This window comes from Ralstonia flatus (genome assembly GCF_958439105.1).
GTDB classification, from domain to species: Bacteria; Pseudomonadota; Gammaproteobacteria; order Burkholderiales; family Burkholderiaceae; genus Ralstonia; species Ralstonia flatus.
In genome coordinates this window covers 102406-125232 of the sequence record NZ_CAUDLI010000003.1, presented here as the reverse complement: position 1 = coordinate 125232, position 22827 = coordinate 102406, and the positions used below count along the sequence as shown (strand labels likewise).

At 63.2% G+C, this 22827-nt stretch carries 20 protein-coding genes and 1 tRNA gene; 17 read left to right on the top strand and 4 right to left on the bottom strand.

Going from position 1 to position 22827, the window contains the following annotated elements; all coding sequences use genetic code 11:
* Positions 1-34: 34 nt before the first annotated feature.
* The 12 genes from hisS (at position 35) to R2676_RS07520 (ending at position 12673) form a co-directional block, all read left to right on the top strand.
* Positions 35-1357: a histidine--tRNA ligase gene (gene hisS, locus R2676_RS07575; RefSeq protein ID WP_027677629.1), complete on the top strand. Its 1323-nt coding sequence runs from the start codon at positions 35-37 to the stop codon at positions 1355-1357.
* Positions 1358-1422: 65 nt separating this feature from the next.
* A complete protein-coding gene (locus R2676_RS07570) occupies positions 1423-2058 on the top strand; it encodes a YfgM family protein (RefSeq protein ID WP_206275368.1) in 636 nt (211 codons plus the stop codon).
* Between the two features lie 48 nt (positions 2059-2106).
* A complete protein-coding gene (gene bamB, locus R2676_RS07565) occupies positions 2107-3285 on the top strand; it encodes an outer membrane protein assembly factor BamB (RefSeq protein ID WP_206275367.1) in 1179 nt (392 codons plus the stop codon).
* 197 nt (positions 3286-3482) lie between these two features.
* Complete coding sequence (gene der / locus R2676_RS07560; RefSeq protein ID WP_027677626.1) at positions 3483-4826, top strand: ribosome biogenesis GTPase Der; 1344 nt, start codon at positions 3483-3485, stop codon at positions 4824-4826.
* Positions 4827-5125: 299 nt separating this feature from the next.
* Positions 5126-5365, top strand: a complete 240-nt coding sequence (gene hfq, locus R2676_RS07555) for an RNA chaperone Hfq (RefSeq protein WP_027677625.1) — start codon at positions 5126-5128, stop codon at positions 5363-5365.
* 73 nt (positions 5366-5438) lie between these two features.
* The gene (gene hflX / locus R2676_RS07550) at positions 5439-6692 is read left to right on the top strand and encodes a GTPase HflX (protein ID WP_206275366.1); all 1254 of its coding nucleotides are present in this window, start codon (positions 5439-5441) and stop codon (positions 6690-6692) included.
* A gap of 55 nt (positions 6693-6747) precedes the next feature.
* Positions 6748-8124, top strand: coding sequence for an FtsH protease activity modulator HflK (gene hflK, locus R2676_RS07545; protein ID WP_206275365.1), 1377 nt, complete (start codon positions 6748-6750; stop codon positions 8122-8124).
* Positions 8125-8136: 12 nt separating this feature from the next.
* Entirely contained in the window at positions 8137-9051 is a 915-nt protein-coding gene (hflC, locus tag R2676_RS07540) for a protease modulator HflC (RefSeq protein WP_027677622.1), read from the top strand.
* A 76-nt stretch (positions 9052-9127) separates the two neighbouring features.
* Positions 9128-9328 carry a DUF2065 domain-containing protein gene (locus tag R2676_RS07535; protein WP_027677621.1) on the top strand — a complete coding sequence of 67 codons (201 nt, stop codon included), beginning with the start codon at positions 9128-9130 and terminating at the stop codon, positions 9326-9328.
* Positions 9329-9384: 56 nt separating this feature from the next.
* Positions 9385-10548: an ATP phosphoribosyltransferase regulatory subunit gene (locus tag R2676_RS07530; protein WP_206275364.1), complete on the top strand. Its 1164-nt coding sequence runs from the start codon at positions 9385-9387 to the stop codon at positions 10546-10548.
* 95 nt (positions 10549-10643) lie between these two features.
* Positions 10644-11984, top strand: coding sequence for an adenylosuccinate synthase (locus R2676_RS07525; RefSeq protein WP_206275363.1), 1341 nt, complete (start codon positions 10644-10646; stop codon positions 11982-11984).
* 116 nt (positions 11985-12100) lie between these two features.
* Positions 12101-12673: a phosphoribosyltransferase gene (locus R2676_RS07520; protein ID WP_027677618.1), complete on the top strand. Its 573-nt coding sequence runs from the start codon at positions 12101-12103 to the stop codon at positions 12671-12673.
* Positions 12674-13043: 370 nt separating this feature from the next.
* Here R2676_RS07520 and R2676_RS07515 read toward each other — a convergent pair.
* Positions 13044-13128, bottom strand: a tRNA-Leu gene (locus R2676_RS07515).
* 70 nt (positions 13129-13198) lie between these two features.
* On the opposite strand from R2676_RS07515, the gene rnr reads away from it, so the two are divergent.
* The 3 genes from rnr to R2676_RS07500 are packed head-to-tail and all read left to right on the top strand — an operon-like array spanning position 13199 to position 17343.
* On the top strand, positions 13199-15793 hold the full coding sequence (gene rnr, locus R2676_RS07510; RefSeq protein WP_206275362.1) for a ribonuclease R: 2595 nt from the start codon (positions 13199-13201) through the stop codon (positions 15791-15793).
* 48 nt (positions 15794-15841) lie between these two features.
* Positions 15842-16594, top strand: coding sequence for a 23S rRNA (guanosine(2251)-2'-O)-methyltransferase RlmB (gene rlmB, locus R2676_RS07505; RefSeq protein ID WP_012761781.1), 753 nt, complete (start codon positions 15842-15844; stop codon positions 16592-16594).
* Positions 16594-17343: an SIR2 family NAD-dependent protein deacylase gene (locus R2676_RS07500; protein WP_206275361.1), complete on the top strand. Its 750-nt coding sequence runs from the start codon at positions 16594-16596 to the stop codon at positions 17341-17343. Before rlmB ends, R2676_RS07500 begins: the two co-directional genes overlap by 1 nt.
* Positions 17344-17358: 15 nt before the next feature.
* Here the strand turns inward: R2676_RS07500 and tal are convergent, their stop codons facing one another.
* Complete coding sequence (gene tal, locus R2676_RS07495) at positions 17359-18318, bottom strand: transaldolase (protein WP_027677615.1); 960 nt, start codon at positions 18316-18318, stop codon at positions 17359-17361.
* Positions 18319-18467: 149 nt separating this feature from the next.
* On the opposite strand from tal, the gene rpiA reads away from it, so the two are divergent.
* Both rpiA and R2676_RS07485 read left to right on the top strand, forming a co-directional pair.
* Positions 18468-19154, top strand: a complete 687-nt coding sequence (gene rpiA / locus R2676_RS07490) for a ribose-5-phosphate isomerase RpiA (protein WP_027677614.1) — start codon at positions 18468-18470, stop codon at positions 19152-19154.
* Positions 19155-19380: 226 nt separating this feature from the next.
* The gene (locus R2676_RS07485) at positions 19381-20925 is read left to right on the top strand and encodes a methyl-accepting chemotaxis protein (protein ID WP_206275360.1); all 1545 of its coding nucleotides are present in this window, start codon (positions 19381-19383) and stop codon (positions 20923-20925) included.
* Positions 20926-21009: 84 nt separating this feature from the next.
* Here the strand turns inward: R2676_RS07485 and R2676_RS07480 are convergent, their stop codons facing one another.
* Together R2676_RS07480 and argA are read right to left on the bottom strand one after the other, a co-directional pair.
* Positions 21010-21285 carry an oxidative damage protection protein gene (locus R2676_RS07480; RefSeq protein ID WP_004626344.1) on the bottom strand — a complete coding sequence of 92 codons (276 nt, stop codon included), beginning with the start codon at positions 21283-21285 and terminating at the stop codon, positions 21010-21012.
* Between the two features lie 107 nt (positions 21286-21392).
* Positions 21393-22790 (bottom strand): amino-acid N-acetyltransferase, encoded by a 1398-nt coding sequence (gene argA, locus R2676_RS07475; protein WP_206275359.1) that lies wholly within the window; start codon positions 22788-22790, stop codon positions 21393-21395.
* Positions 22791-22827: the final 37 nt, after the last annotated feature.

Sequence of the window (22827 nt, the reverse complement as noted above, 5' to 3'; positions counted from 1 at the left end):
CCAAATGTGAGAGGCCGGTTTTTTACGTGACATCATGAGCGATACACAAAAACAACGCGTGCAGAAAATCGCCGGCGTCAAAGGCATGAACGACTTGTTGCCCAGCGACGCCCCGCTGTGGGAGCACTTTGACAACGCCGTGCGCAGCATGCTGCGCGCCTATGGCTACCAGCAGATCCGTACGCCGATCGTTGAGCAGACGCAATTGTTTGTGCGTGGCATCGGCGAGGTGACGGACATCGTCGAGAAGGAGATGTACACCTTCACCGATGCGTTGAACGGCGAACAATTGACCATGCGCCCCGAAGGCACCGCTGCCGCCGTGCGCGCCGTGATCGAGCACAACCTGCTGTACGACGGCCCTAAGCGCCTGTGGTACACCGGCCCGATGTTCCGCCACGAGCGTCCGCAGCGTGGACGCTATCGCCAGTTCCATCAGGTGGGCGTGGAAGCGCTGGGCTTTGCTGGCCCCGACATCGACGCAGAAGTCATCCTGATGTGTCAGCGACTGTGGGATGACCTCGGCCTTGTCGGCCTAAAGCTCGAGTTGAACTCGCTCGGTCAGGCCGAAGAGCGCGCTGCGCACCGTGCCGATCTCATCAAATATCTGGAAGGTTTCCAGGACATTCTGGATGAGGACGGCAAGCGCCGCCTCTACACCAACCCGCTGCGCGTGCTCGACACCAAGAACCCGGCGCTGCAGGACATGGCCGCCGGCGCGCCGAAGCTCATCGACTACCTGGGCGACGAATCGCGCGCGCACTTTGAGGGCGTGCAAAAGCTGCTCAAGGCGAACAACATTCCGTTCACGATCAACCCGCGTCTGGTGCGCGGCCTGGATTACTACAACCTCACCGTCTTCGAGTGGACGACCGACAAGCTGGGCGCCCAAGGCACCGTGGCCGGCGGCGGCCGCTACGACCCGCTCATCGAACAGATCGGCGGCAAGCCGGCCCCCGCATGCGGCTGGGCGATGGGTGTCGAGCGCATCATCGAACTGCTGCGCGAAGAAAAGCTTGAGCCAGAAGCGCAGGGCTGCGACGTCTACATCGTCCATCAGGGCGATGAGGCGCAGGTGCAGGCGCTGATCGCCGCAGAGCGACTGCGCGACGCCGGCCTCGACGTCATCCTTCACGCATCGCCGGAAGGGCGCAACGGTAGCTTCAAGTCGCAGTTCAAGCGCGCTGACGCAAGCGGCGCATCCTATGCGGTTATCATTGGCGACGATGAAGTCACCCAAGGTGTTGCGCAGATCAAGCCGCTGCGTGGTGATCCGACCGCGGATGCCCAGCAGACCGTGCCGTCGGACCAGTTGGTCGACCGCCTGATCGATGCCATGGTGGCCAACAACGACTAACCGCGGCAGTACCGCTCGCCAGCGAACGACCGCGATTCACCTCCAATATTCAAGCTCTGCAAAGCATGGCCTACGATCTCGAAGAACAGGAACAGATAGAGAGTCTCAAGCACTGGTGGCGTGACAACGGCAACGTGATCACGTGGATCGCCATCGTGGTGCTGCTGGCCGTGGCCGGTTGGTTCGGCTGGAAGAACTGGCAGCGTAAGCAGGCCGGTGAAGCGTCCGTGCTGTACGAGCAGGTACAGAAGGCGGTTGATGGCAAGGACGCTGAAAAGATCAAGCGTGCCGCCACTGACATGGAAGGCAAGTTTGGCGGCACGGCCTATGCGCAGATGACTGCTTTGGCCACGGCCAAGGCGCTGTACGAAGCCAACGATGCGGCGGGCGCCAAGGCGCAGCTGCAATGGGCGGTCGATCACGCGCGCGACGATGAGTACAAGGCGCTCGCCAAGCTGCGCCTGGCTGGGCTTCTGCTCGACGAGAAAGCCTACGATCAGGGCATCGCGCTAGTCTCCGGCGACGTTGCTCCGGCCTTTGCCGGCTTGTACGCCGATCGTCGCGGCGATCTGCTGGCCGCGCAGAACAAGAACGAAGACGCCCGCGCGGCTTACAAGCTGGCGTTGGAGAAGTTCGGTCCGGCTGATGCTTCGGCTCGCCAGATCGTGCAGTTCAAGCTGGATGCCCTGGGTGGTGCCTGATTGGCGTAACCCGAGCAATTCAACGCATAACAAAAGGATCCCGATTTCATGATTCACGCACTTGAGCAGGGTGGTGTCGCGCGCGGTGTTGCCAAGGCGGCACGCGTGGCAGTGCTGGCACTGGCAGCGACGGCTGTCCTTGGCGGTTGCTCGCTGTTCAGCAGCAAGAACAAGCATGAGCCGGCCAAGCTGAAGGATGTTCAGCAAGTGCTGGCCGTGCGGCAGGTGTGGAGCGTGAGCGTCGGGAAGAGCGGTCGCTACGTGATGCAGCCGGCTGTGGCAGGCAACAACGTTTACGTGTCGGCTGCCGGCGGTACTGTGACCGCCCTGGACGGCGCTACCGGCCGCACCATCTGGCAAGGCAAGGCGGATGTGGACCTGACGTCCGGCCCCGGCAGCGATGGCACGCTGACGGCGGTGGCGGGTGAGAAGGGCGCGGTCGTCGCGTTCGACGAGAAGGGTGCGCAGAAGTGGAAGGTCGCCGTCAACGGTGAAGTCCTCACAGCGCCGCTGGTGGGTCAGGGGCTGGTGATCGTTCGCACGACGGACGGCCGCGTCCTGGGTCTGGACCCCGCCAATGGCGAACGCAAGTGGATCTATCAGCGTTCTCCCTCGGCGCTGAACCTCCGCAGCAGCCTGCCGATGGTTTTTGCCGGCGATAACGTCATCCTCGGTTTTGCGGGTGGCAAGCTGGGTGCGCTTTCGGCCAGCAACGGCGCGCTTCGCTGGGAAGCCGCCGTGTCGTATCCGCGCGGCGTGTCGGAGATCGAGCGTCTGAACGATGTGACCGGCGCACCGTCGATCAGCGGTTCGCAAGTCTGCGCAGCCAGCTTCCAGGGGCGCGTGGCGTGTTTCGATACGAGCACCGGCGCACCGCGCTGGGGACGAGATTTCTCGTCGCCGAGCGGTGTGACGCAAGATGATGACGGGCTGTTCGCTGCTGACGAGAAGTCGGTCGTCTACGGCTTTAACGCACAGAATGGCGCCGACCTGTGGAAGAACGACGCCCTGCTGTGGCGCTACCTCGGCACGCCGCTGGCCTTCGGCCGCGCGGTCATCGTCGGCGATTCCGAAGGCTGGCTGCATTTCCTGTCGCGTGACGACGGCAAGTTCGTGGCCCGCGTGAAGACCGACAGCAGCGCCATTGGCGCAGCGCCGGTGGTGGTCGGCCAGACGCTGGTCGTTCAGACCCGCGGTGGTGGCGTCTACGGCTATCTGCCAAAGTAACATTGCCCGCTTTGGCCCGAGGGGGGGCTGGGGCGGCACACGCATCACCTCAGGGTGGCAGCGCCGCCTTGAACTTGCGCCCGCGTACTCCGCGGGCGTCTTGCATCTGTGTCATCAGGCATTCAGCCGTGCAGATGCCAACCGCAGTTGCAATAATCAGAATTTGCCGTGGCGCCATTCGCGTGCGGCACACAAGCATGAAACCAGTCATTGCCCTCGTGGGGCGGCCGAATGTCGGCAAATCGACCCTCTTCAACCGTCTGACGCGCTCGCGTGACGCGTTGGTGGCGGATATTCCGGGCCTGACGCGCGATCGCCACTACGGTGAAGGCCGCGTGGGCGACCGTCCATTCATCGCCATCGATACCGGCGGCTTCGAACCCGTCGCCAAGGAAGGCATCGTTGCGGAGATGGCCAAGCAGACACGTCAGGCCGTGGTCGAAGCCGATGTCGTCATCTTCATCGTCGATGGCCGGCTGGGGCTGGCCCCGCAGGATCGCGTGATCGCTGACTACCTGCGCAAAACCGGACGCCGCATCCTCCTGGCTGTCAACAAGGCCGAGGGCATGCGCTACACCGCGGTTGCCAGCGATTTCTATGAGCTTGGTCTTGGCGACCCGGCCGCAATCTCGGCTGCGCACGGCGATGGCGTCAACGACCTTGTGGCCGAGGCGCTGGATCTGGCCTTTGCCGAGCGCCCTGAGCTTGCCGAGGCAGCCGATGCGCATGACCACGGCACCCGCATTGCCATCGTCGGCCGTCCGAACGTAGGCAAGTCGACGCTCGTGAATGCGCTGATCGGCGAAGAGCGCGTGATCGCGTTCGATATGCCGGGCACCACACGCGATGCCATCTACGTGGATTTCGAGCGAAACGGCAAGCCGTACACACTCATCGATACGGCCGGTCTGCGCAAGCGGGGCAAGGTGTTCGAGGCGATCGAAAAGTTCTCGGTCGTGAAGACCCTGCAGTCGATTGCCGACGCCAACGTGGTCGTGCTGATTCTTGACGCGCAGCAGGACATTTCCGACCAGGACGCGCATATCGCCGGCTTCATCGTCGAATCCGGCCGTGCGCTCGTGATCGGCGTAAACAAGTGGGACGGTCTCACCGGACATGCTCGCGATCGCATCAAGCACGATATGGAGCGCAAGCTGCAGTTCCTGTCCTTCGCCAACGTGCATTACATCTCCGCCAAGGAGCGCACTGGCATTGGCGCGCTGATGAAGTCCGTGGACGCCGCCTATGCTGCCGCCATGGTCAAGCTGCCGACGCCGAAGCTCACGCGCGTGCTGATGGAGGCGGTCGAGTACCAGCAGCCGCGACGCGCAGGCGTCTCTCGTCCGAAGCTGCGCTACGCGCACCAGGGCGGTTCCAACCCGCCGATCGTGGTGATTCACGGCAACGCGCTGTCGAATATTCCCGAGACCTATCGCCGCTATTTGGAGGGGCGCTTCCGCGAAGCCTTCCAACTGAAGGGCACACCGCTGCGGATCGAATTTCGTACGAACAAAAATCCGTACGCCCAATCCAACGAGTGAGCGCCGCGCGGGCGGTGCTCGACGGCGGGAGCGTGTGATGCGGGGCATTCGAACGGAGGATGACCAAAAAGGCCGAGCCATTTCATATGGCGGGGTCTTCGGTTTTCCGTTTGCTTTCCCTCATTTCTAAGGCTAAATTCTCGAGACATGGCGCTTGGTGTCGACAAATCCAGGCGCCATTGGCGTCATTTGGACGCGTCTGGCCGACTCTTTTGACGAACTTTTTTTGCGTCGCCTGCTTGAACCCGGGCTTCCTAGCCCCATAACCCACCACTAAACCTATAAATCTGGAGTGTGCCATGAGCAACAAAGGGCAATTGCTACAAGACCCGTTTCTGAATGCGCTGCGTAAGGAGCATGTGCCGGTGTCGATCTACCTCGTCAACGGTATCAAGCTGCAAGGCAACATCGAGTCGTTCGACCAATACGTCGTGCTCCTGCGTAACACCGTGACGCAGATGGTGTACAAGCATGCAATTTCCACCGTGGTGCCGGCCCGTGCCGTGAATTTCCGCGTGGACGACGCGCCTGACGCCTGATTCTGCCTCGCTCCCGCCGCCCTCCGCGCGGCGGGACGCACCCACCCCGTTTCTCCCTTCCTTATTTCCCCGTTTGGCATCCCATCCCACCTCCAGCTCGGAGCCGACTCGCGCCATTTTGGTCGCCGTCGATTTCGGCAAACACGATTTTCAGGAAAGTTTGAGCGAACTGGCGCTGCTGGCCTCAACGGCCGGTTCTGAACCGGTGCGCGCCGTCACGGGCAAGCGCTCCAGGCCCGACGCCGCGCTGTTCATCGGCGCCGGCAAGGCGGAAGAGGTGAAGATCGCTGCCGACGAGGAAGACGCAGAGATCGTCATCTTCAACCACGCGCTGAGCCCGGCTCAGCAGCGCAACCTCGAGCGCTTTTTCGGTCGCCACGTGGTGGACCGGACCGGCCTTATCCTCGACATCTTCAGCCAGCGCGCGCAAAGCCACGTGGGCAAGGTGCAGGTCGAACTGGCGCGCGTGCGTTACCAGGCAGCCCGGTTGGTCCGGGCGTGGAGTCACTTGGAGCGTCAGAAGGGCGGTGTCGGCCTGCGCGGCGGCCCGGGTGAACGTCAGCTCGAGTTGGATCGCCGGATGCTCGATGAGCGCGCCAAGCGTCTGTCGTCCGAGTTGGACAAACTCCAGCGTCAGCATGACACGCAGCGCCGTTCGCGCAGCCGCAACGACGCTTTTTCCGTCTCGTTGGTCGGTTATACCAACGCCGGCAAATCGACATTGTTCAATGCGCTGACGAAGGCGCGCGCGTACGCTGCCAACCAGCTGTTTGCCACGCTGGACACCACCTCCCGCCGGCTGTACCTCGAGGGGCTGGGCAATGTGGTGCTGTCGGATACGGTGGGTTTTATCCGCGATTTGCCGACGCAGCTGGTGGCCGCCTTCCGCGCCACGTTGGAAGAAACGGTGCACGCCGACGTGCTGCTGCACGTGGTGGACGCCGCCAGCACCGTCAAGCACGAGCAGATGGAGCAGGTCGATCGCGTGCTGGATGAAATCAACGCGAGCGGCATCCCTCAGATTCTGGTGATGAACAAGATCGACGCGGCGGAGGAGCTGCGCGTCGCTGGCCCGCGTATCGAGCGCGACGAGACCGGCGCCGTGCGGCGCGTGTTCGTTTCCGCCATCGAAGGGACCGGGCTCGATCTGTTGCGCGAAGCGCTGGTCGAGACCGCGATCCGCCTGCGTGAGAATCCCGCGTCGCATGGCGGCGATTTCGATCCGCGCTTCGACACGCGCCGCGATTTGCTGCCGGAGCACCGTGACGAACTGTCGCAAAGCTTGCCGAGCAGCGGCTCTTCCGCCAAAGGTGACGAAGAGGGCTGATAGAATGCCCCGTTACTTCTTCGCAGTCAGACAATCAGGACAAGCCCGACCGCTCATGCCCGAGATTTCGACCCAGTCTTCTTCCATGGCCTCGCCGCGTTCGGCGCGAGGTTTGTGGCACTGCTTGCGCGTGCTGCTTTCGCTGAATGATCCCCGGTGGGGTCGCGGCGATGACAACAACGCCGAGCGCGAAGACAAAGATGAGCCGAAGCGCCAAAGCAAGCCGCCCCAGGATGGCCCGCCCGACCTTGACGAGCTGTGGCGCGACTTCAATCGCCGTCTGAACAACCTGTTCGGCCGCAAGGATAGCGGTAACGGTAACGACGGTCCCACGCCGCTGCGTCCCGGTAGCAGCCGAGGTGGCTCGGGGCTGGGCGTCGGCGTGCTGCTGGCGGTGCTGGTTGGCCTGTGGCTGGCCAGCGGTTTCTTTATCGTGCAGGAAGGCCAGACAGGCGTGATCCTGCAGTTCGGTCGTTTCAAGTATCTGGCAACGCCGGGTATCAATTGGCGTCTGCCGTATCCGATCGAATCGCACGAAATCGTGAACCTGTCAGGCGTGCGCACGCTTGAAATCGGTCGGACTACCCAGATCAAAGATACGAACCTGAAAGACTCCTCGATGCTCACGCAGGACGAGAACATCGTCGACGTGCGCTTCTCGGTTCAGTACAACATTGCCAACCCGGTCGATTACCTGTTCTACAACCGTACGGACCGCGGCGGCGATGAAGAATTGGTGACACAGGCGGCAGAGACTTCGGTACGCGAGATCGTCGGCCGCAACAAGATGGACGCGGTGCTGTACGAAGGTCGCGATGCCGTTGGGCGCAATCTTGCCGAGTCGATTCAACGCATTTTGTCGGCTTACAAGACCGGCATCCGCATCCTCAGTGTCAACGTGCAGAGCGTGCAGCCGCCGGAGCAGGTGCAGGCCGCATTCGATGATGTGACCAAGGCGGGCCAGGATCGCGAGCGTGCCATCTCGGAAGGTCAGGCTTACGCCAATGACGTGGTGCCGCGTGCCAAGGGTACGGCCGCCCGTCTGGGTGAAGAGGCGCAAGGTTACAAGGCACGTGTTATTGCACGGGCGGAGGGTGATGCGGCCCGCTTTGCCTCGGTGCAACGCGAATATGCGAAGGCGCCGCAGGTTACGCGCGACCGCATTTATCTGGAAACCATGCAGGACATTTACGCCAACTCGACCAAGGTCATGGTCGACCAGAGCAATGGCAGCCTGTTGTATTTGCCGCTGGACAAGCTGATCGCGCAAACGCAAGGCGACACGTCGCGTCCGGCCGCTGCGCCTGGCGCCTCAGCGCAGGACAGCGGTTCTGCGCAGGGCGTACCGACTCCCTCCAATCCGTCACCGGCCAATGACGCAGACTCGCGCTCGCGCGAAGCACTGCGCAACCGTGACCGTGATTCGCGCTAACAGGAGGGCACTATGAATCGTCTGATTTCTGCCTTCGTGGCGCTGGTCATTGCCCTGGCGGTGTTTTCGTCGGTGGTGTTCGTGGTGGATCAACGGCAGTACGCCGTGGTGTTTGCCTTTGGTGAGATCAAGCAGGTCATCAAGGAGCCGGGGCTGCACTTCAAGCTTCCGCCGCCGCTGCAGAACGTGGTGTTCATGGATAAGCGCTTGCAGACTATCGATGTGGCCGGCGCCGATCGTTTCATCACGGCGGAGAAGAAGAACCTGCTGGTCGACTGGTTTGTGAAGTGGCGCGTGTCCGATCCGCGTCTCTTCTACGTCAGCTTCAAAGGCGACAACCGCCTCGCGCAGGACAGCATGACGCAGAAGATCAACTCCATCGCGCGCGATGAGTTTGCACGCCGCACGGTGTCCGATGTGGTCTCGACAGATCGTGAAGCCGTGATGCAGAGCATTCTCAAAGGCGTGCAGGAGTATGGCAAGTCCGTCGGCGTAGACATCATCGACGTGCGCCTGAAGCGTGTCGATCTGCTGGCCAGCGTGACAGAGTCCGTCTATCGCCGCATGGAGGCCGAGCGTAAGCGTGTGGCCAACGAGCTGCGATCAACGGGTGCCGCCGAGGGTGAAAAGATCCGCGCCGATGCCGATCGTCAGCGCGAAGTCGTCCTCGCCGATGCCTACCGCGACGCGCAGAAGATCAAGGGTGAGGGCGATGCCCGCGCCGCTGACATTTATGCCGATGCGTTTGGCCGCGATCCGCAGTTCGCCGCATTCTGGCGCTCCATGGAAGCGTATCGTGCGTCCTTCCGCGATCGGAAGGACGTGATGGTGCTGCAGCCGAACAACGATTTCTTCAAATACATGCGCAGCCCGAACGGCGGCAACTCCGCGGCAGCACCGGCTGCCCAGACGGGGCGCCATCGCTAGTACAATGCGTCGCTGATCATTTGAGGCGGACAGACCCCGGCTTGCCGGGGTTTTGTTCGTTCGCCAACCGCATCCCATGGAAGAGTCACTCCCCAACGTTTTGCTGGCAGCGTGCGCGCTGGTGCTCGTATTCGAGGGCATTCTGCCGTTCGTGGCGCCGCAAGCCTGGCGACGCGCGTTCCAGACGCTGACCGATCTGCCCGACGAAAAGCTGCGCGTGATCGGCCTGGTGTCGATGGCGATTGGGCTGATCCTCCTGCGGTTGCTGCATCGCTAGCGCACTTCCTGTTTTTACCGAATTTCTGCCGTACCAGACTCCCGAGCGAGACCGCCATGCCGACCAATTGGCTGCTGCCTGAATCCATTGCTGATGTGCTGCCTTCCGAGGCGCGCAAGATCGAAGAGTTGCGCCGCTGCATGCTCGACCTGTTCCGCACTTACGGCTACGAACTCGTCATGCCGCCGATGCTGGAATACATCGAGTCGCTGCTCTCCGGCACTGGGCATGACCTGGATTTGAAGACATTCAAGCTGGTGGACCAACTTTCCGGCCGCACCATCGGCCTGCGCGCCGACATCACACCGCAAGTGGCCCGCATCGACGCCCACTTGCTGAACCGCGCCGGCGTCACGCGCTTGTGCTACGCCGGGTCGGTATTGCACACGCGTCCGAGTGGATTCCACGTCACCCGTGAGCCGCTGCAGATTGGTGCGGAAATCTATGGCCACGCTGGGCTGGAAGCCGATCTGGAAATCCAGGAGCTGATGCTCGCCGCGCTGTCGGCCGCGGGTCTGGCCGATGTGCGTCTGGATCTCTGTCACGTCGGCGTGGTGGCCGCGTTGCTGGAGCAGTCGCCGATTGCCGCACGCATTCAGGACGATCTTTTCACGGCGCTGGCCGCCAAGGACGTGCCCGCCTTGCGTGCTATCACGGCCGATCTTCCGGCGGCCCAGCGCGACGCCATCAATCTGTTGCCGGCGCTGTACGGCGGCGTCGACGTGCTCGAGCTTGCGCGCAAGCAGTTGCCGGCGTTGCCTTCCATCGGCCGCGCGCTGGACGACTTGGCCACGCTGGCCGAGCGTGCAGGCGGAGCGACCGTCAACATCGATCTGGCCGATCTGCGCGGCTACCACTACCACAGCGGTGTGATGTTCGCTGCCTATGTGGCCGGTGTGCCGAATGCCGTGGCGCGCGGTGGCCGGTATGACAAGGTCGGCGAGGCGTTCGGCCGCGCCCGCCCGGCGACAGGCTTTTCACTGGACCTGCGCGAAGTGGCGGGTATCTCGCCGGTGGAGGCACGCGCCGCTGCCATCCATGCGCCTTGGTCGGGTGATGCCAAGCTGCGCGAGGCGATTGCCGCGTTGCGCGCCGCAGGCGAAATCGTGATCCAGTCGCTGCCGGGCCACCCCGAAGATCTGGAGGAATTCGCCTACGACCGGCAGCTCGTCGAAGAGGGCGGTCGCTGGATCGTCAAGCCCCGCAACGCTTCCATCTGAAGCTGTTGCATAACGTTGTGTAAATACCCCGTAATTTCAGGGAAGCCCCTGGCAACAAGGGTAGAATACGTTTTTAACCCATCTGCAAATTCAACATGTCCGCACCAGCAGTGAGCCAAGGACGCAATGTCGTCGTCATCGGCACCCAATGGGGTGACGAAGGTAAAGGGAAAATCGTCGATTGGCTGACCGATCATGCGCAAGGCGTGGTTCGTTTCCAGGGCGGACATAACGCAGGCCATACCCTCATCATCGGCGGCAAGAAGACGATCCTGCGTCTGATCCCGTCGGGCATCATGCGCGATGGCGTCGCGTGCTACATCGGCAACGGTGTCGTGCTGTCGCCCGAGGCATTGTTCAAGGAAATCGACGAGCTGGAATCGGCCGGCGTGCAGGTGCAGAACCGACTGCGCATTTCGGAAGCGACCAACCTGATCCTGCCGTACCACGTCGCCATCGACAAGGCGCGCGAAGCCAAGCGTGGCGCCGCCAAGATCGGCACTACCGGCCGCGGTATCGGCCCGGCGTACGAAGACAAGGTAGCCCGCCGCGCGCTGCGCGTACAGGACCTCTTCGACCCGGCTTACTTTGCCGAGCGTCTGCGCGAAAACCTGGATTTCCATAATTTCGTTCTGACGCAGTACCTGAATCACCCGGCGCTGGATTTCCAGCAGACGCTCGACGAGATGCTGTCGTATGCAGACCGCCTCGCCCCGATGGTGACGGACGTATCGGCCGAGTTGTTTGCCGCCAACGCTGCCGGCAAGAACCTGATGTTCGAAGGCGCGCAAGGCACGCTGCTCGATATCGACCACGGCACGTATCCGTTCGTTACGTCGAGCAACTGCGTCGCGGGTAATGCCGCCGCGGGTGCAGGCGTCGGCCCGGGCCAGCTGCATTACATCCTCGGTATTACCAAGGCGTATTGCACGCGCGTGGGCTCTGGCCCGTTCCCGAGCGAGCTGTACGATGCGGATAACCCGGCGCGCCAGGATCCGATCGGCGTGCGTCTGGCCAATGTCGGCAAGGAATTCGGTTCGGTCACGGGCCGTCCGCGCCGCACGGGCTGGCTGGATGCCGCTGCGCTGCGTCGCGCGATCCAGATCAACGGTGTCTCGGGCCTGTGCATGACCAAGCTCGATGTGCTGGATGGCCTGGAAACGCTCAAGCTGTGCGTCGGCTACACGCTCGACGGCAAGGAAATCGACATCCTCCCGCGCGGCTCCGATGCCGTGGCGCGTTGCCAGCCGATCTACGAAGAATTCCCGGGCTGGAACACTTCCACCTTCGGCCTGAAGGAATGGGATGCGCTGCCCGAAACCGCTCAGGCTTACCTGAAGCGTGTCGAAGAAGTGGCCGGTATTCCGATCGCCATGATCTCGACCGGCCCCGACCGCGACGAAACCATCCTGCTGCGTCATCCCTACAAGGACTGACGCGTTGCTCCCAGATTCGCCCGGTGATTCGCCGGGCGAATTTGCATGGAGCGCCGTTTTTCATAGAACACGATAGCGGCAACTCACGCCGCATTCACGATACGAAGAGGTACACCATGAACCAGCCGATCAACGACGACTCGCACCTGTGGGTGTCTTGGGATGACTACCATGGCCTGATCGAGCGTCTGGCGCTCATCGTGCACGAGTCGGGCTGGAAGTTCGACAAGATCCTGTGCCTGGCGCGTGGCGGCTTGCGTGTTGGCGATCAGCTTTCGCGCATCTACGACCTGCCGTTGGCCATCCTGGCGACCAGCAGCTATCGCGAAGCCGCCGGCACACAGCAGGGCGATCTCGACATCGCGCAATACATCACGATGACGCGTGGCGAGCTGTCGGGCCGCGTGTTGCTGGTGGACGATCTGGTGGATTCGGGCGTCACGCTGGAGCGCGTCGGGCGTCACCTGAAAGAGCGCTATCCGGCCGTGACCGACGTGCGCACCGCTGTGCTGTGGCACAAGGCATGCTCGAAGATCAAACCGGATTACGCCGTGCAGTTTCTTGCGACCAATCCGTGGATCCATCAGCCGTTCGAGGAGTACGACACGCTGCGCCCCCACAACCTGGCGGCGTGGATCAAGCGCGGCAAGTCGCGTTCGGCCGGTAACGGCGAAGCATCGGCGGCTTGAGCGTTGGTCGATTGCGTCGAGTGTGAATGGAGTGGCGTGTGCGGCTTGCGTCGTGCGTGCCACTTCGGTAACCTGACGTCACGGGCCGCAACATTGGCCCGAAACCCGCGTACGGATTGGCTTTGCAGGACATGCCAATACGAGCAGCGCGGTTGATCGAAGCGTGGTGCATCGATGTCGATGTGCCAGGCTTTGAACCCACCCAGCGTCTAGGGCAGGTGAGGCCGGTGATCCTGGCTCGGCCCTGGCGTGATAGCCAAGACACAATGCACGTCGTCCTTCGCGGAATGTCGCGTCAGCTACTGAATAACGATAATCCGGTCGCGGAAAAGAAAAACGGCGCAACTTGCGTTGCGCCGTTCCTAAACTCTGGTGCCCAGGAGAGGACTCGAACCTCCACGGAGTTACCCGCTAGTACCTGAAACTAGTGCGTCTACCAATTCCGCCACCTGGGCAGGTGTGCGTGTACCGAAGCTGTAATTATTACGGGATCCAGCGATCCTGTCAACACTCTAGAAGAAAAAATTGAATCAACCGACTTATCCGATCCCGAGCCGCGAGGAAATCCTCGGTGTGCTGCGCACGTCGGGGTCTCCGCTGTCTGCCACCGACATTGCCAAGGCGCTGTCGGTCACGCGCAAGGAGCATGACGGCTTTATCAAGCGTCTGACCGCCATGGAGCGGGATGGTCAGATCGAACTCAACCGCAAGGGGCGCTACGAACTGGCGCACCAGCCCAATTTCATCGAAGGCCGCGTCATTGGCCATCGCGATGGCTTCGGCTTTTTCGTCCGCGATGACGGCGAGCCCGATATCTTCCTGCCAGAGCGAGAGATGCAGAAGGCCATGCACGGCGACCGCGCTCTGGTGCGCGCCGTCGGCTACGATCGCCGCGGGCGTTCGGAGGGGCAGATCGTTGAGATCCTGCAGCGCGCCAACAAGCGCGTTATCGGCCGGTTGCTCTCGGAAAGCGGCACGCTGGTCGTGGCGCCCGAAGACAAGCGTCTGGGCCGCGACATCCTGATCGCACCGAAGGGGCAGGGCAAGGCCAAGGTCGGCCAGGTGGTGAGCGTGGAGATCCTGGAATATCCGGACCGCTACGTGCAGCCGATCGGCCGCGTGGTCGAGGTGCTGGGTGAGATTGACGACCCCGGCATGGAGATCGAAATCGCGGTGCGCAAGTACGGCGTGCCGCATGAGTTTTCGGAGCCGACACAACGCGAGGCAGAGGCGCTGCCGGACGTGGTGCGCGACGCCGATCTGGCCGGCCGCATCGACTTGCGCGACGTGCCGCTGGTCACCATCGACGGCGAAGACGCACGCGATTTTGACGACGCCGTCTACGCGGAGCCCGTCAAGATTGGCCGCAGCAAGGGCTGGCGTCTGATTGTGGCGATTGCCGACGTGTCGCATTACGTGCGGCCTGGGCATCCGCTGGATGCAGACGCCATTGACCGCGCGACTTCGGTCTACTTCCCGCGCCGCGTGATTCCGATGCTGCCCGAGAAGCTTTCCAACGGTTTGTGCTCTCTGAACCCCGAAGTGGACCGCCTGTGCATGGTCTGCGACGCGGTGATCACGGCCAAGGGTGAGATCAAGGCTTATCAGTTCTATCCGGCGGTGATGCACTCTAAGGCGCGCCTGACCTACAACGAGGTCTGGGCGATCCTGTCGAACGTGAAGGGCCCGGAAGCGGCCAAGCGGGCGCCGCTGGTGCCGCATCTGCAGGACCTGTACGAGCTGTATCAGACGCTGCTCAAGGCGCGCCGCGAGCGTGGCGCGATCGACTTCGACACCACCGAGACGTACATCGTCTGCAACGCGCAGGGCAAGATCGAGCAGATCCTGCCGCGCACCCGCAACGACGCACACCGGCTGATCGAGGAGTGCATGCTGACGGCCAACGTCTGTGCGGCCGAGATGCTCGACAAATACAAGCACCCGGCGCTGTACCGCGTTCACGCAGGCCCGACCGAAGAAAAGCTGCAGGCGCTGCGCGCGTTCCTGAAAACCAGCGGCTTGACGCTGGGCGGCGGTGACAAGCCGCAGGCCGCCGATTACGCCGAACTGATGGAAAAGGTGGCCGCCCGCCCCGATGCACCGATGCTGCAGACCATGCTGCTGCGCTCGATGCAGCAGGCGGTCTATAGCCCCGACAACATCGGCCACTTTGGGCTGGCGTATCCGGCGTATGCGCACTTCACCAGCCCGATCCGCCGCTACCCTGACTTGCTGGTGCATCGCTCCATCAAGGCGATCCTGAATCGCACGCGTTATGTGCCGGCGTTGGCGCCGGGCGTGCAGTTGAACAGTGCGCTATCGCCCAAGGCGCGTCGTCTGCAGGCCGAAGCTGAGAAGGGCGTGCCGGCTGCGGTCGTCAACAAGGCCAAGGTCGAAGCGATCTGGCATGAGCTTGGGGTGCATTGCTCCGCCAACGAACGCCGCGCCGACGAAGCCTCGCGCGACGTCGAGGCCTGGCTCAAGTGCTACTTCATGCGCGACAAGCTCGGCAACGAGTTCTCGGGCACCGTCAGCGCCGTCACTTCATTCGGCATCTTCGTGCAGCTTGACGAGCTGTATGTGGAAGGCCTTGTGCACGTGACCGAGCTGGGCAGCGATTACTTCCAATACGACGAAGCACGCAACGAGTTGCGCGGGGAGCGCACGGGCATCCGTTATCGGTTGACCGACCGCGTGCGTGTGCAGTTGCTGCGCGTCGATCTGGATGCCCGGAAGATGGATTTCCGCCTGATCCAGGAGCCCTCGACCAAGGCGCTGCGCCCGGCCAAGGTGACCGGTGCACCGGAAGCCGCGGCCGCGCGGCAAGCTGCAGTGGCGACGCCGGCACCGCCAGTTGGCCGCAAGAAACCGCGCCAGTTGGCAGCATTGCTGGGCGGTACGGCCAAGCCGGAGGAGTCGTTCGACGAGACGTTGGATCGCGTCATCGAAGAGCAGCCGGTCTTCGAGCCGGGCGGCCGGGCACTGCCCCCGGGCCATCCCCACGCCAAACCTGCGCGTAAGAAGCAGGCGGCGCGCGGCACGAAGCCCAAGGGTGGCGTCAAAACCGCTGCGCCACGCAAGGTGGCAGGCAAGGCCCCGCGCAAGACCAAGGGGCGTTAAAGCGGTTAAAGCGGCCGAGGAGCGAGGGCACACGGGTACAATCGCGCCATGTCTAAATCCAAGCTCCTCATCGGCTTTCATGCCGTGACCGCCCGACTGCGCCACGGCGCCAAGTCGATCGACGAAATCTACTTCGAGGCCAACCGCCGCGACCGCCGCATGCAGGATTTCCTGAAAGCGGCGGAAGCAGCGGGCGTGCGCCTCATTCCTGCTGACGCAGACCGCCTGCGCGGCATTGCCGGGACCGACCGCCACCAGGGCGTGGTTGCCAAGGCAGAGTCGCTGTCGCTGGCGCTCAATCTCGATGAACTGCTCGACGGCATCGAAGGCACGCCGCTGTTGTTGGTGCTCGACGGTGTGACCGATCCGCATAACCTTGGTGCTTGCCTGCGCGTGGCGGATGCTGCCGGCGCGCATGCCGTGATCGCGCCCAAGGATCGCAGCGTTGGGATCAACACGACGGTCGCCAAGGTCGCGAGCGGTGCAGCCGAAACCGTTCCGTACATCACCGTGACCAACCTGGCGCGCACGCTGCGCGAGTTGCAGGAGCGCGGCGTATGGGTGATTGGCACGGCCGACGAAGCCGAACAGGATCTCTACCAGGCGGATTTCAAGGGCCCCATCGCCATCGTGATGGGCGCCGAAGGCGAGGGCATGCGCCGCCTCACGCGTGAGACGTGCGACGCGCTGGTCAGCATTCCGATGGCGGGAAGCGTAGAAAGCCTGAATGTGTCGGTGGCGAGCGGCGTATGCCTGTTTGAAGCGGTACGCCAACGCGCGGCGGCACCTGCCAAGAAGTAATGAGCATCGAACCCACAGCCGTATCCGATGCGGCTGCATTGGCCCAGGCCCACGCCTGGGTCGAGGCCGCCCAGCGCATCATGGTGCTGACCGGTGCGGGCGTCTCGGCTGAATCCGGTGTGCCGACGTTCCGTGATGCGCTGACCGGCCTGTGGTCGCGATTCAACCCGGAAGACATGGCCACCGAGGCCGCGTATCGCAAGCACCCGCGCATGGTGTGGGACTGGTATCAGGAGCGCCGCGAGCGCGTGCTGCAGGCGCAGCCGAACCCCGCTCATCTTGCGATTGCCGCGCTGGCCAAGCGCAAGACGGTGACGCTCGTCACGCAAAACGTCGATGGTTTGCATCAGCGCGCCGGCAGCGAAGGGGTGATCGAGCTGCACGGCAACCTGTTTGCGGACAAGTGGCTGAGCGGCTGCGGCAAATGCGATATCGCCACCGCCGAGCCGGGACGCCCACCGCGTTGTGCGACGTGTGGCGCGATGCTGCGCCCGGGCGTGGTGTGGTTTGGCGAACAACTGCCGCTGGTAGCGAACTACCGCGCTGAAGAGGCGGCCAATACGTGCGACCTTTGTCTGGTGGTCGGCACATCCGGCATGGTGTATCCGGCCGCCGGCTTGCCGGGGTTGGCGAAGGACCATGGCGCCAAGGTGATCGTCGTGAATCCGGAACCGAGCGCCCTGGATGCAACGGCCGACTTGGTGATCCACCAGCCGGCGGGGGTGTGCCTGCCCGCCATGCTGGGATAAGGCCCGGCTTTCTTCTTACGCCGCTGCGCGCAGCGGCTCAATCAACGCTTCCAACTTGATCGCGTCCGCCGCAAACAGGCGGATGCCTTCAGCAAGTTTTTCGGTGGCCATTGCGTCCGCATTCATGTGCCAGCGGAACGATTTCTCGTCGGCGGGCAGGCGCACGATATTGGCCGCGTTGGCGTTGTCCGGAGACAGCTTGCGCTCGACCGGCGCATCGGATTGCTGCAGCTGGGCGAGCAGATCCGGGCTGATGGTCAGGAGGTCGCAGCCAGCCAGTTCGACGATCTGCGAGACATTGCGGAAGCTCGCGCCCATGACCTCGGTGGGATAGTCGAACTTCTTGTAGTAGTTGTAGATGCGCAGGACGGACTGCACGCCGGGGTCGTTCGCGCCGCCTTGGGCGACCGGATCCCAGTTGGCGCCGGCATCCTTTTTGTACCAGTCGTAGATGCGCCCGACGAACGGCGAGATGAGTTGCACGCCCGCTTCCGCGCACGCCACGGCCTGGGCCAGCGAGAACAGCAGCGTCATGTTGCAGCGGATGCCTTCGGCGCGGAGTTGATCCGCCGCGCGGATGCCTTCCCACGTCGACGCAATCTTGATCAGCACGCGCTCGCGCGCCACGCCTCGCGCTTCGTACAGCGCAATCAAATGCTTGGCCTTGGCGACCGTCGCTTCGGTATCGAACGACAGGCGCGCATCGACTTCGGTCGACACGCGGCCCGGGATGATCGACAGGATCTCGCAGCCGAACGCCACGAGGACGGCATCGATGATGTCCTCGACGCTGTCGCTGCGGGCGTCACGCACGGCTTGCTCCAGCAGCGGGCGGTATTCGGCTTTCTGCACGGCCTTGAGGATCAGCGACGGGTTGGTCGTGGCATCGTGCGGCGCGTAGGCACGCATGGCCTGGAAGTCGCCCGTGTCGGCGACGACGGTGGTGAACTGCTTGAGTTGATCGAGCTGAGTCATGAAGCAAGTCCGTAGTGCGTTCCAGCGTTGCGCTGGAGGTGAAAGGATGAATCGATTGTACTCCGCAGGTTTGGCTCAGCGAGCCGGCCGGGGGCGATCGTATTGATCCGGTACACTACCGGGTTTTCCGATCCGACCGGGTTTTTGCGATGACGCAGGATGAACTGAAGGCGCTGGTGGCACAGGCCGCCGCAGACTACGTATTGGCCAACGTGCCCGAGGGCGCCGTGCTGGGTGTCGGCACCGGCTCGACGGCCAACCTGTTCATCGACGCGATGGCGCCGCACAAGGCACGCTTTGCCGGCGCGGTGTCCAGCTCAGAAGCGTCGACGCGCCGCCTGCAGGGCCACGGCTTTACGGTGCTCGATTTGAACGAGGTCGACGCCATCCCCGTCTACGTGGATGGTGCCGACGAGATTGACGCCTCGGGCGCCATGATCAAGGGCGGCGGCGGTGCGCTCACGCGCGAGAAGATCGTCGCCTCGGTTGCCAGCGTGTTTGTCTGCATCGCCGACGGCAGCAAGCTCGTCGAGACGATGGGCGCCTTCCCGTTGCCGGTGGAAGTGGTGCCCATGGCACGTGCAGCCGTGGCGCGCCAACTCGCTGCGCTGGGCGGTCAGCCGCGCCTGCGCATGACCAAGGAAGGCCAGATCTACAAGACCGATAACGGCAATGTGATTCTCGACGTGACGGGCCTGCGCATTGCCGATCCGAAGGGCCTGGAATCGGTGGTCAACGATATTCCGGGCGTGGTGACGGTCGGCCTGTTTGCCAAGCGCGGTGCCAATGTGCTGCTGCTAGGTACCGAAGCGGGGGTGCAGCGTCGCGATTTCTGATCGCCGTGCGTGCCTCATCGAAAAGCTGCTCATGCAAGTGGGCGGCTTTTTTTATGCCTGTTGCGCCACTTTGAAGCGACCGCAGCGACATGTGCTGTCTGCGCGCACGTTTGCGCTAAGCAAGTGATTGAAATCAGCCTTAAGTGAGACGTGAGTCGGCCGATAAGACGGATACGTGGCAGCGGCGCTGCCCACTGTAGTCGGATGTCGTCTTACCCGGAACACCATGAAACTCTCGATCAAACTTCCCCTGGCATTTGCAGCGGCTTTGCTGTTGATGTTTGCCGGGGCGATTTACGGCATCGCATCGCTCAATCATTCCATCGTTGAATACAACACCACCGTGCAGGCCCGCGTTGCAGATGAGCGTGCGGTGACGGCCATGCTGGTCATGTTCAAGACGCAGGTGCAGGAGTGGAAAGACACGCTGCTGCGCGGCAAGGACCCAGCGAAACTCGACAAATACTGGAGCGCCTTCAGCAAGCGCGAGCAAGCGGTTGCCGACCAGGCCAAGGCGCTGCAGATTTCCCTTCCACCCGGCAAGAGCCGAGACCTGATTGCGGAGTTTGCGACGGCGCATATGGCCATGGGGCAGGGCTACCGCAAGGGCTACAACGCGTATGTGGCGGCCGGGTTTGATGCCAGCGTTGGCGATCAGGTCGTGGCGGGTGTCGACCGCGAGCCCTCGCGGCTGCTCGATGAAGCTGCCAAGGAGATTGCCACGGAAAGCGCCGCTGTATCAGCCAAGACGGCCGAGACGGCGCATACCGCATTGGTCGTCAGCGTGGTGCTGATGCTGGCGGCATTTGGACTGGGCCTGGGCGGCGCGTTCTTGTTCAGCCGGTCGATCACGCGGCCGCTGTCGCGGGCGGTGGAGGTGGCACGCACGGTGTCACAGGGTGATTTGGCGGGCGCCTTTGACGTGCGCGGCAGCGATGAGATCGCGCAACTCCTCGTCGCACTGAAAGACATGCAGCGCAGCTTGGCGAGGGTGGTCAGCGAAGTGCGGCGCAATGCCGAGGGCGTGGCTTCGGCCAGCTCGCAGATCGCATCGGGCAACTTGAGCTTGTCGTCGCGCACGGAAGAGCAGGCCGCATCGCTGCAGGAGACCGCGGCCAACATGGACGAGATCACGTCGACGGTGCGGCGCAACTCTGAGAACGCAGTGCAGGCGTCTACGCTGGCGGATCATGCCTCGGATACGGCGTCGCGCGGCGGGAAGGTGATGAGCGATGTCGTGCAGACCATGCAGGGCATCTCGGAGAGTTCCGCCAAGGTGGGCGAGATCATCGGCGTGATCGACAGCATTGCCTTCCAGACCAACATCCTGGCGTTGAATGCCGCAGTCGAGGCCGCCCGCGCCGGCGAGCAAGGCCGTGGCTTTGCGGTGGTGGCCGGCGAGGTGCGCACGCTTGCACAACGCAGCGCGACGGCGGCCAAGGAAATCAAGGGGCTGATCGCACAATCGACCGAACGCGTGGAAGCCGGCGCGCGCCTCGTGCAGGATGCGGGTGGCATCATCGACGAGATTGTTGCCTCGGTGCAGCGCGTGACGATGATCGTGTCCGAAATTTCGTCCGCATCGGCCGAGCAGAGCACCGGCATCGAGCAGGTGAATATCGCTGTCGGCCAAATCGAAGAGGTGACGCAGCAGAATGCCGCGCTGGTGGAAGAAGCGTCAGCGGCTGCCCAGGCCATGGCCAATCAGGCCGATGCGCTGCGACGTGCCGTGGCAATCTTCAAGGTCGACGGTGCGGCCTCGCTCGCATAGGCTTTCGCATCAGCGTCAAGGCATTGCCCAAACAAAAAGCCGTTCAGTTTTGCGCTGAACGGCTTTTTTATGGGTAACGGCAGATCAGGCCGAGGGCGGCGGCACGTAGCCGGCGGCCTCGTCTGCGCCATCGCCAAAGAAGTACTTCTCGGTCTGCTTGAGCAAGTACTGGCGTGCGCGCGAATCGGCCATGTTCAGGCGGTTTTCGTTGATCAGCATGGTCTGGTGCTTGAGCCAGCCAGCCCAGGCTTCTTTCGAGACGCTTTGCCAGAGTTTCTTGCCCAGTTCGCCGGGCAGGGGCGGGAAGTCGAGACCTTCGGCTTCCTTGTTGAGCTTGACGCAGTGGACCATGCGGGCCATGGGGATTCCTCTTGTGTGGCGGGAGCGCCGCTCAAGCGCGACGCAGGTGCCGCTATTGTAAAGGCCGCGCGCCGCCGGGCTTGGATTCCACGACGCGCGCCAAGGGTTTAGAGCTTCTTCATCAGCACCATCGAGCGCCGCTGCCAGTTGTACAGCTTGCGGCGGTCTTCCGGCAGATCGTCCACGCTGGCGCGCACGAAGCCGCGCTTGAGGAACCAATGCTCCGTCCGCGTGGTGAGCACGAACAGGCGTTTGAGGCCCAGCGCACGGGCGCGCACTTCGGTGTGCTTGAGCAGGCGTTCGCCGTCGCCGGTGCCCTGGCTGTCGGGGGAGACGATCAGGCACGCCATTTCGGCCATGCCGTCCTTCGGGTACGGATACAGCGCCACACAGCCAAAGATGATGCCGTCGTGCTCGATGACCGAGAAGTTGGCGATGTCACGCTCCAGCAGCCGGCGCTCGCGCGGCACCAGCGTGCCGTCCGCCTCGAGCGGTTCGATGAGCGAGACGATGCCGCCCACGTCGTCCAGCGTGGCGTCGCGCAGGTATTCCAGATCGGTGTGCGACACCATGGTGCCCACGCCGTCGTGGAGGAACAGTTCCAGCAGGATGCTGCCGTCCAGCGCAAACGGGATGACGTGTGCCCGGCGCACGCCGCCGCGCATCGCCTTGACGATGTGCTGCAGGTAATAGGCGGTGTCGTGCGACAGACTGCCGTCGCGCAGGCGCTCGATGGCCGTTTCCATCGACAGATCCTGCTGCAGCTTGCCCACGCGGTCCATGATGCCCGGCAGCTCCGTGATGAAGATGAGCTTGTCGGCTTTCAGCGCCGTGGCGGTATTGGCGGCCACGTCTTCCATCGACAGGTTGAACGCCTGGCCCGTAGGCGAGAAGCCCAGCGGCGAGAGCAGCACGATCTTGCGGTTGGACAGCGAGTGCTGGATAGACTCCGCATCGATCTTGCGCACCAGCCCCGTGTGCTGGAAATCCACGCCGTTGACGATGCCCACCGGCCGCGCCGTCACGAAGTTGCCCGACACCACGGACATGCGCGCGCCGGCCATCGGCGTGTTCGGCAGGCCTTGACTGAAGGCGGCTTCGATATCCAGGCGCAGTTCGCCGGAAGCCTCCTTGGCGGATTCCAGCGCTGCGCCGTCCGTCACGCGCACGCCATCCACGAACTGCGTTTGCACGTTGCGAAGGGCGAGCTGTTCTTCCACCTGCGGACGCGAACCATGCACCAGCACGATGCGCATACCCATGGCGTGCAACAGGGCGACGTCGTTGACCAGCGCGCCCAGCATGTCGGCCTTGACCAATTCGCCGCCAAAGCCGATCACGAAGGTCTTGTCGCGGAAAGCGTGAATGTAGGGCGCCACCTCGCGCAGCCAGTGCACGAACTGTTGCTGTTCCGGGGTGGGAGGAATCGGGGCGACGTCGACGGGGGCGGGCGTGTGCGCCGCCAGCGAAACGCCGGAGGCGGGGGCGGGGGAACGAGCGGTCACGGGCGGAGGAGGAAAAGCGGCACGGGGCGCGGGCCGG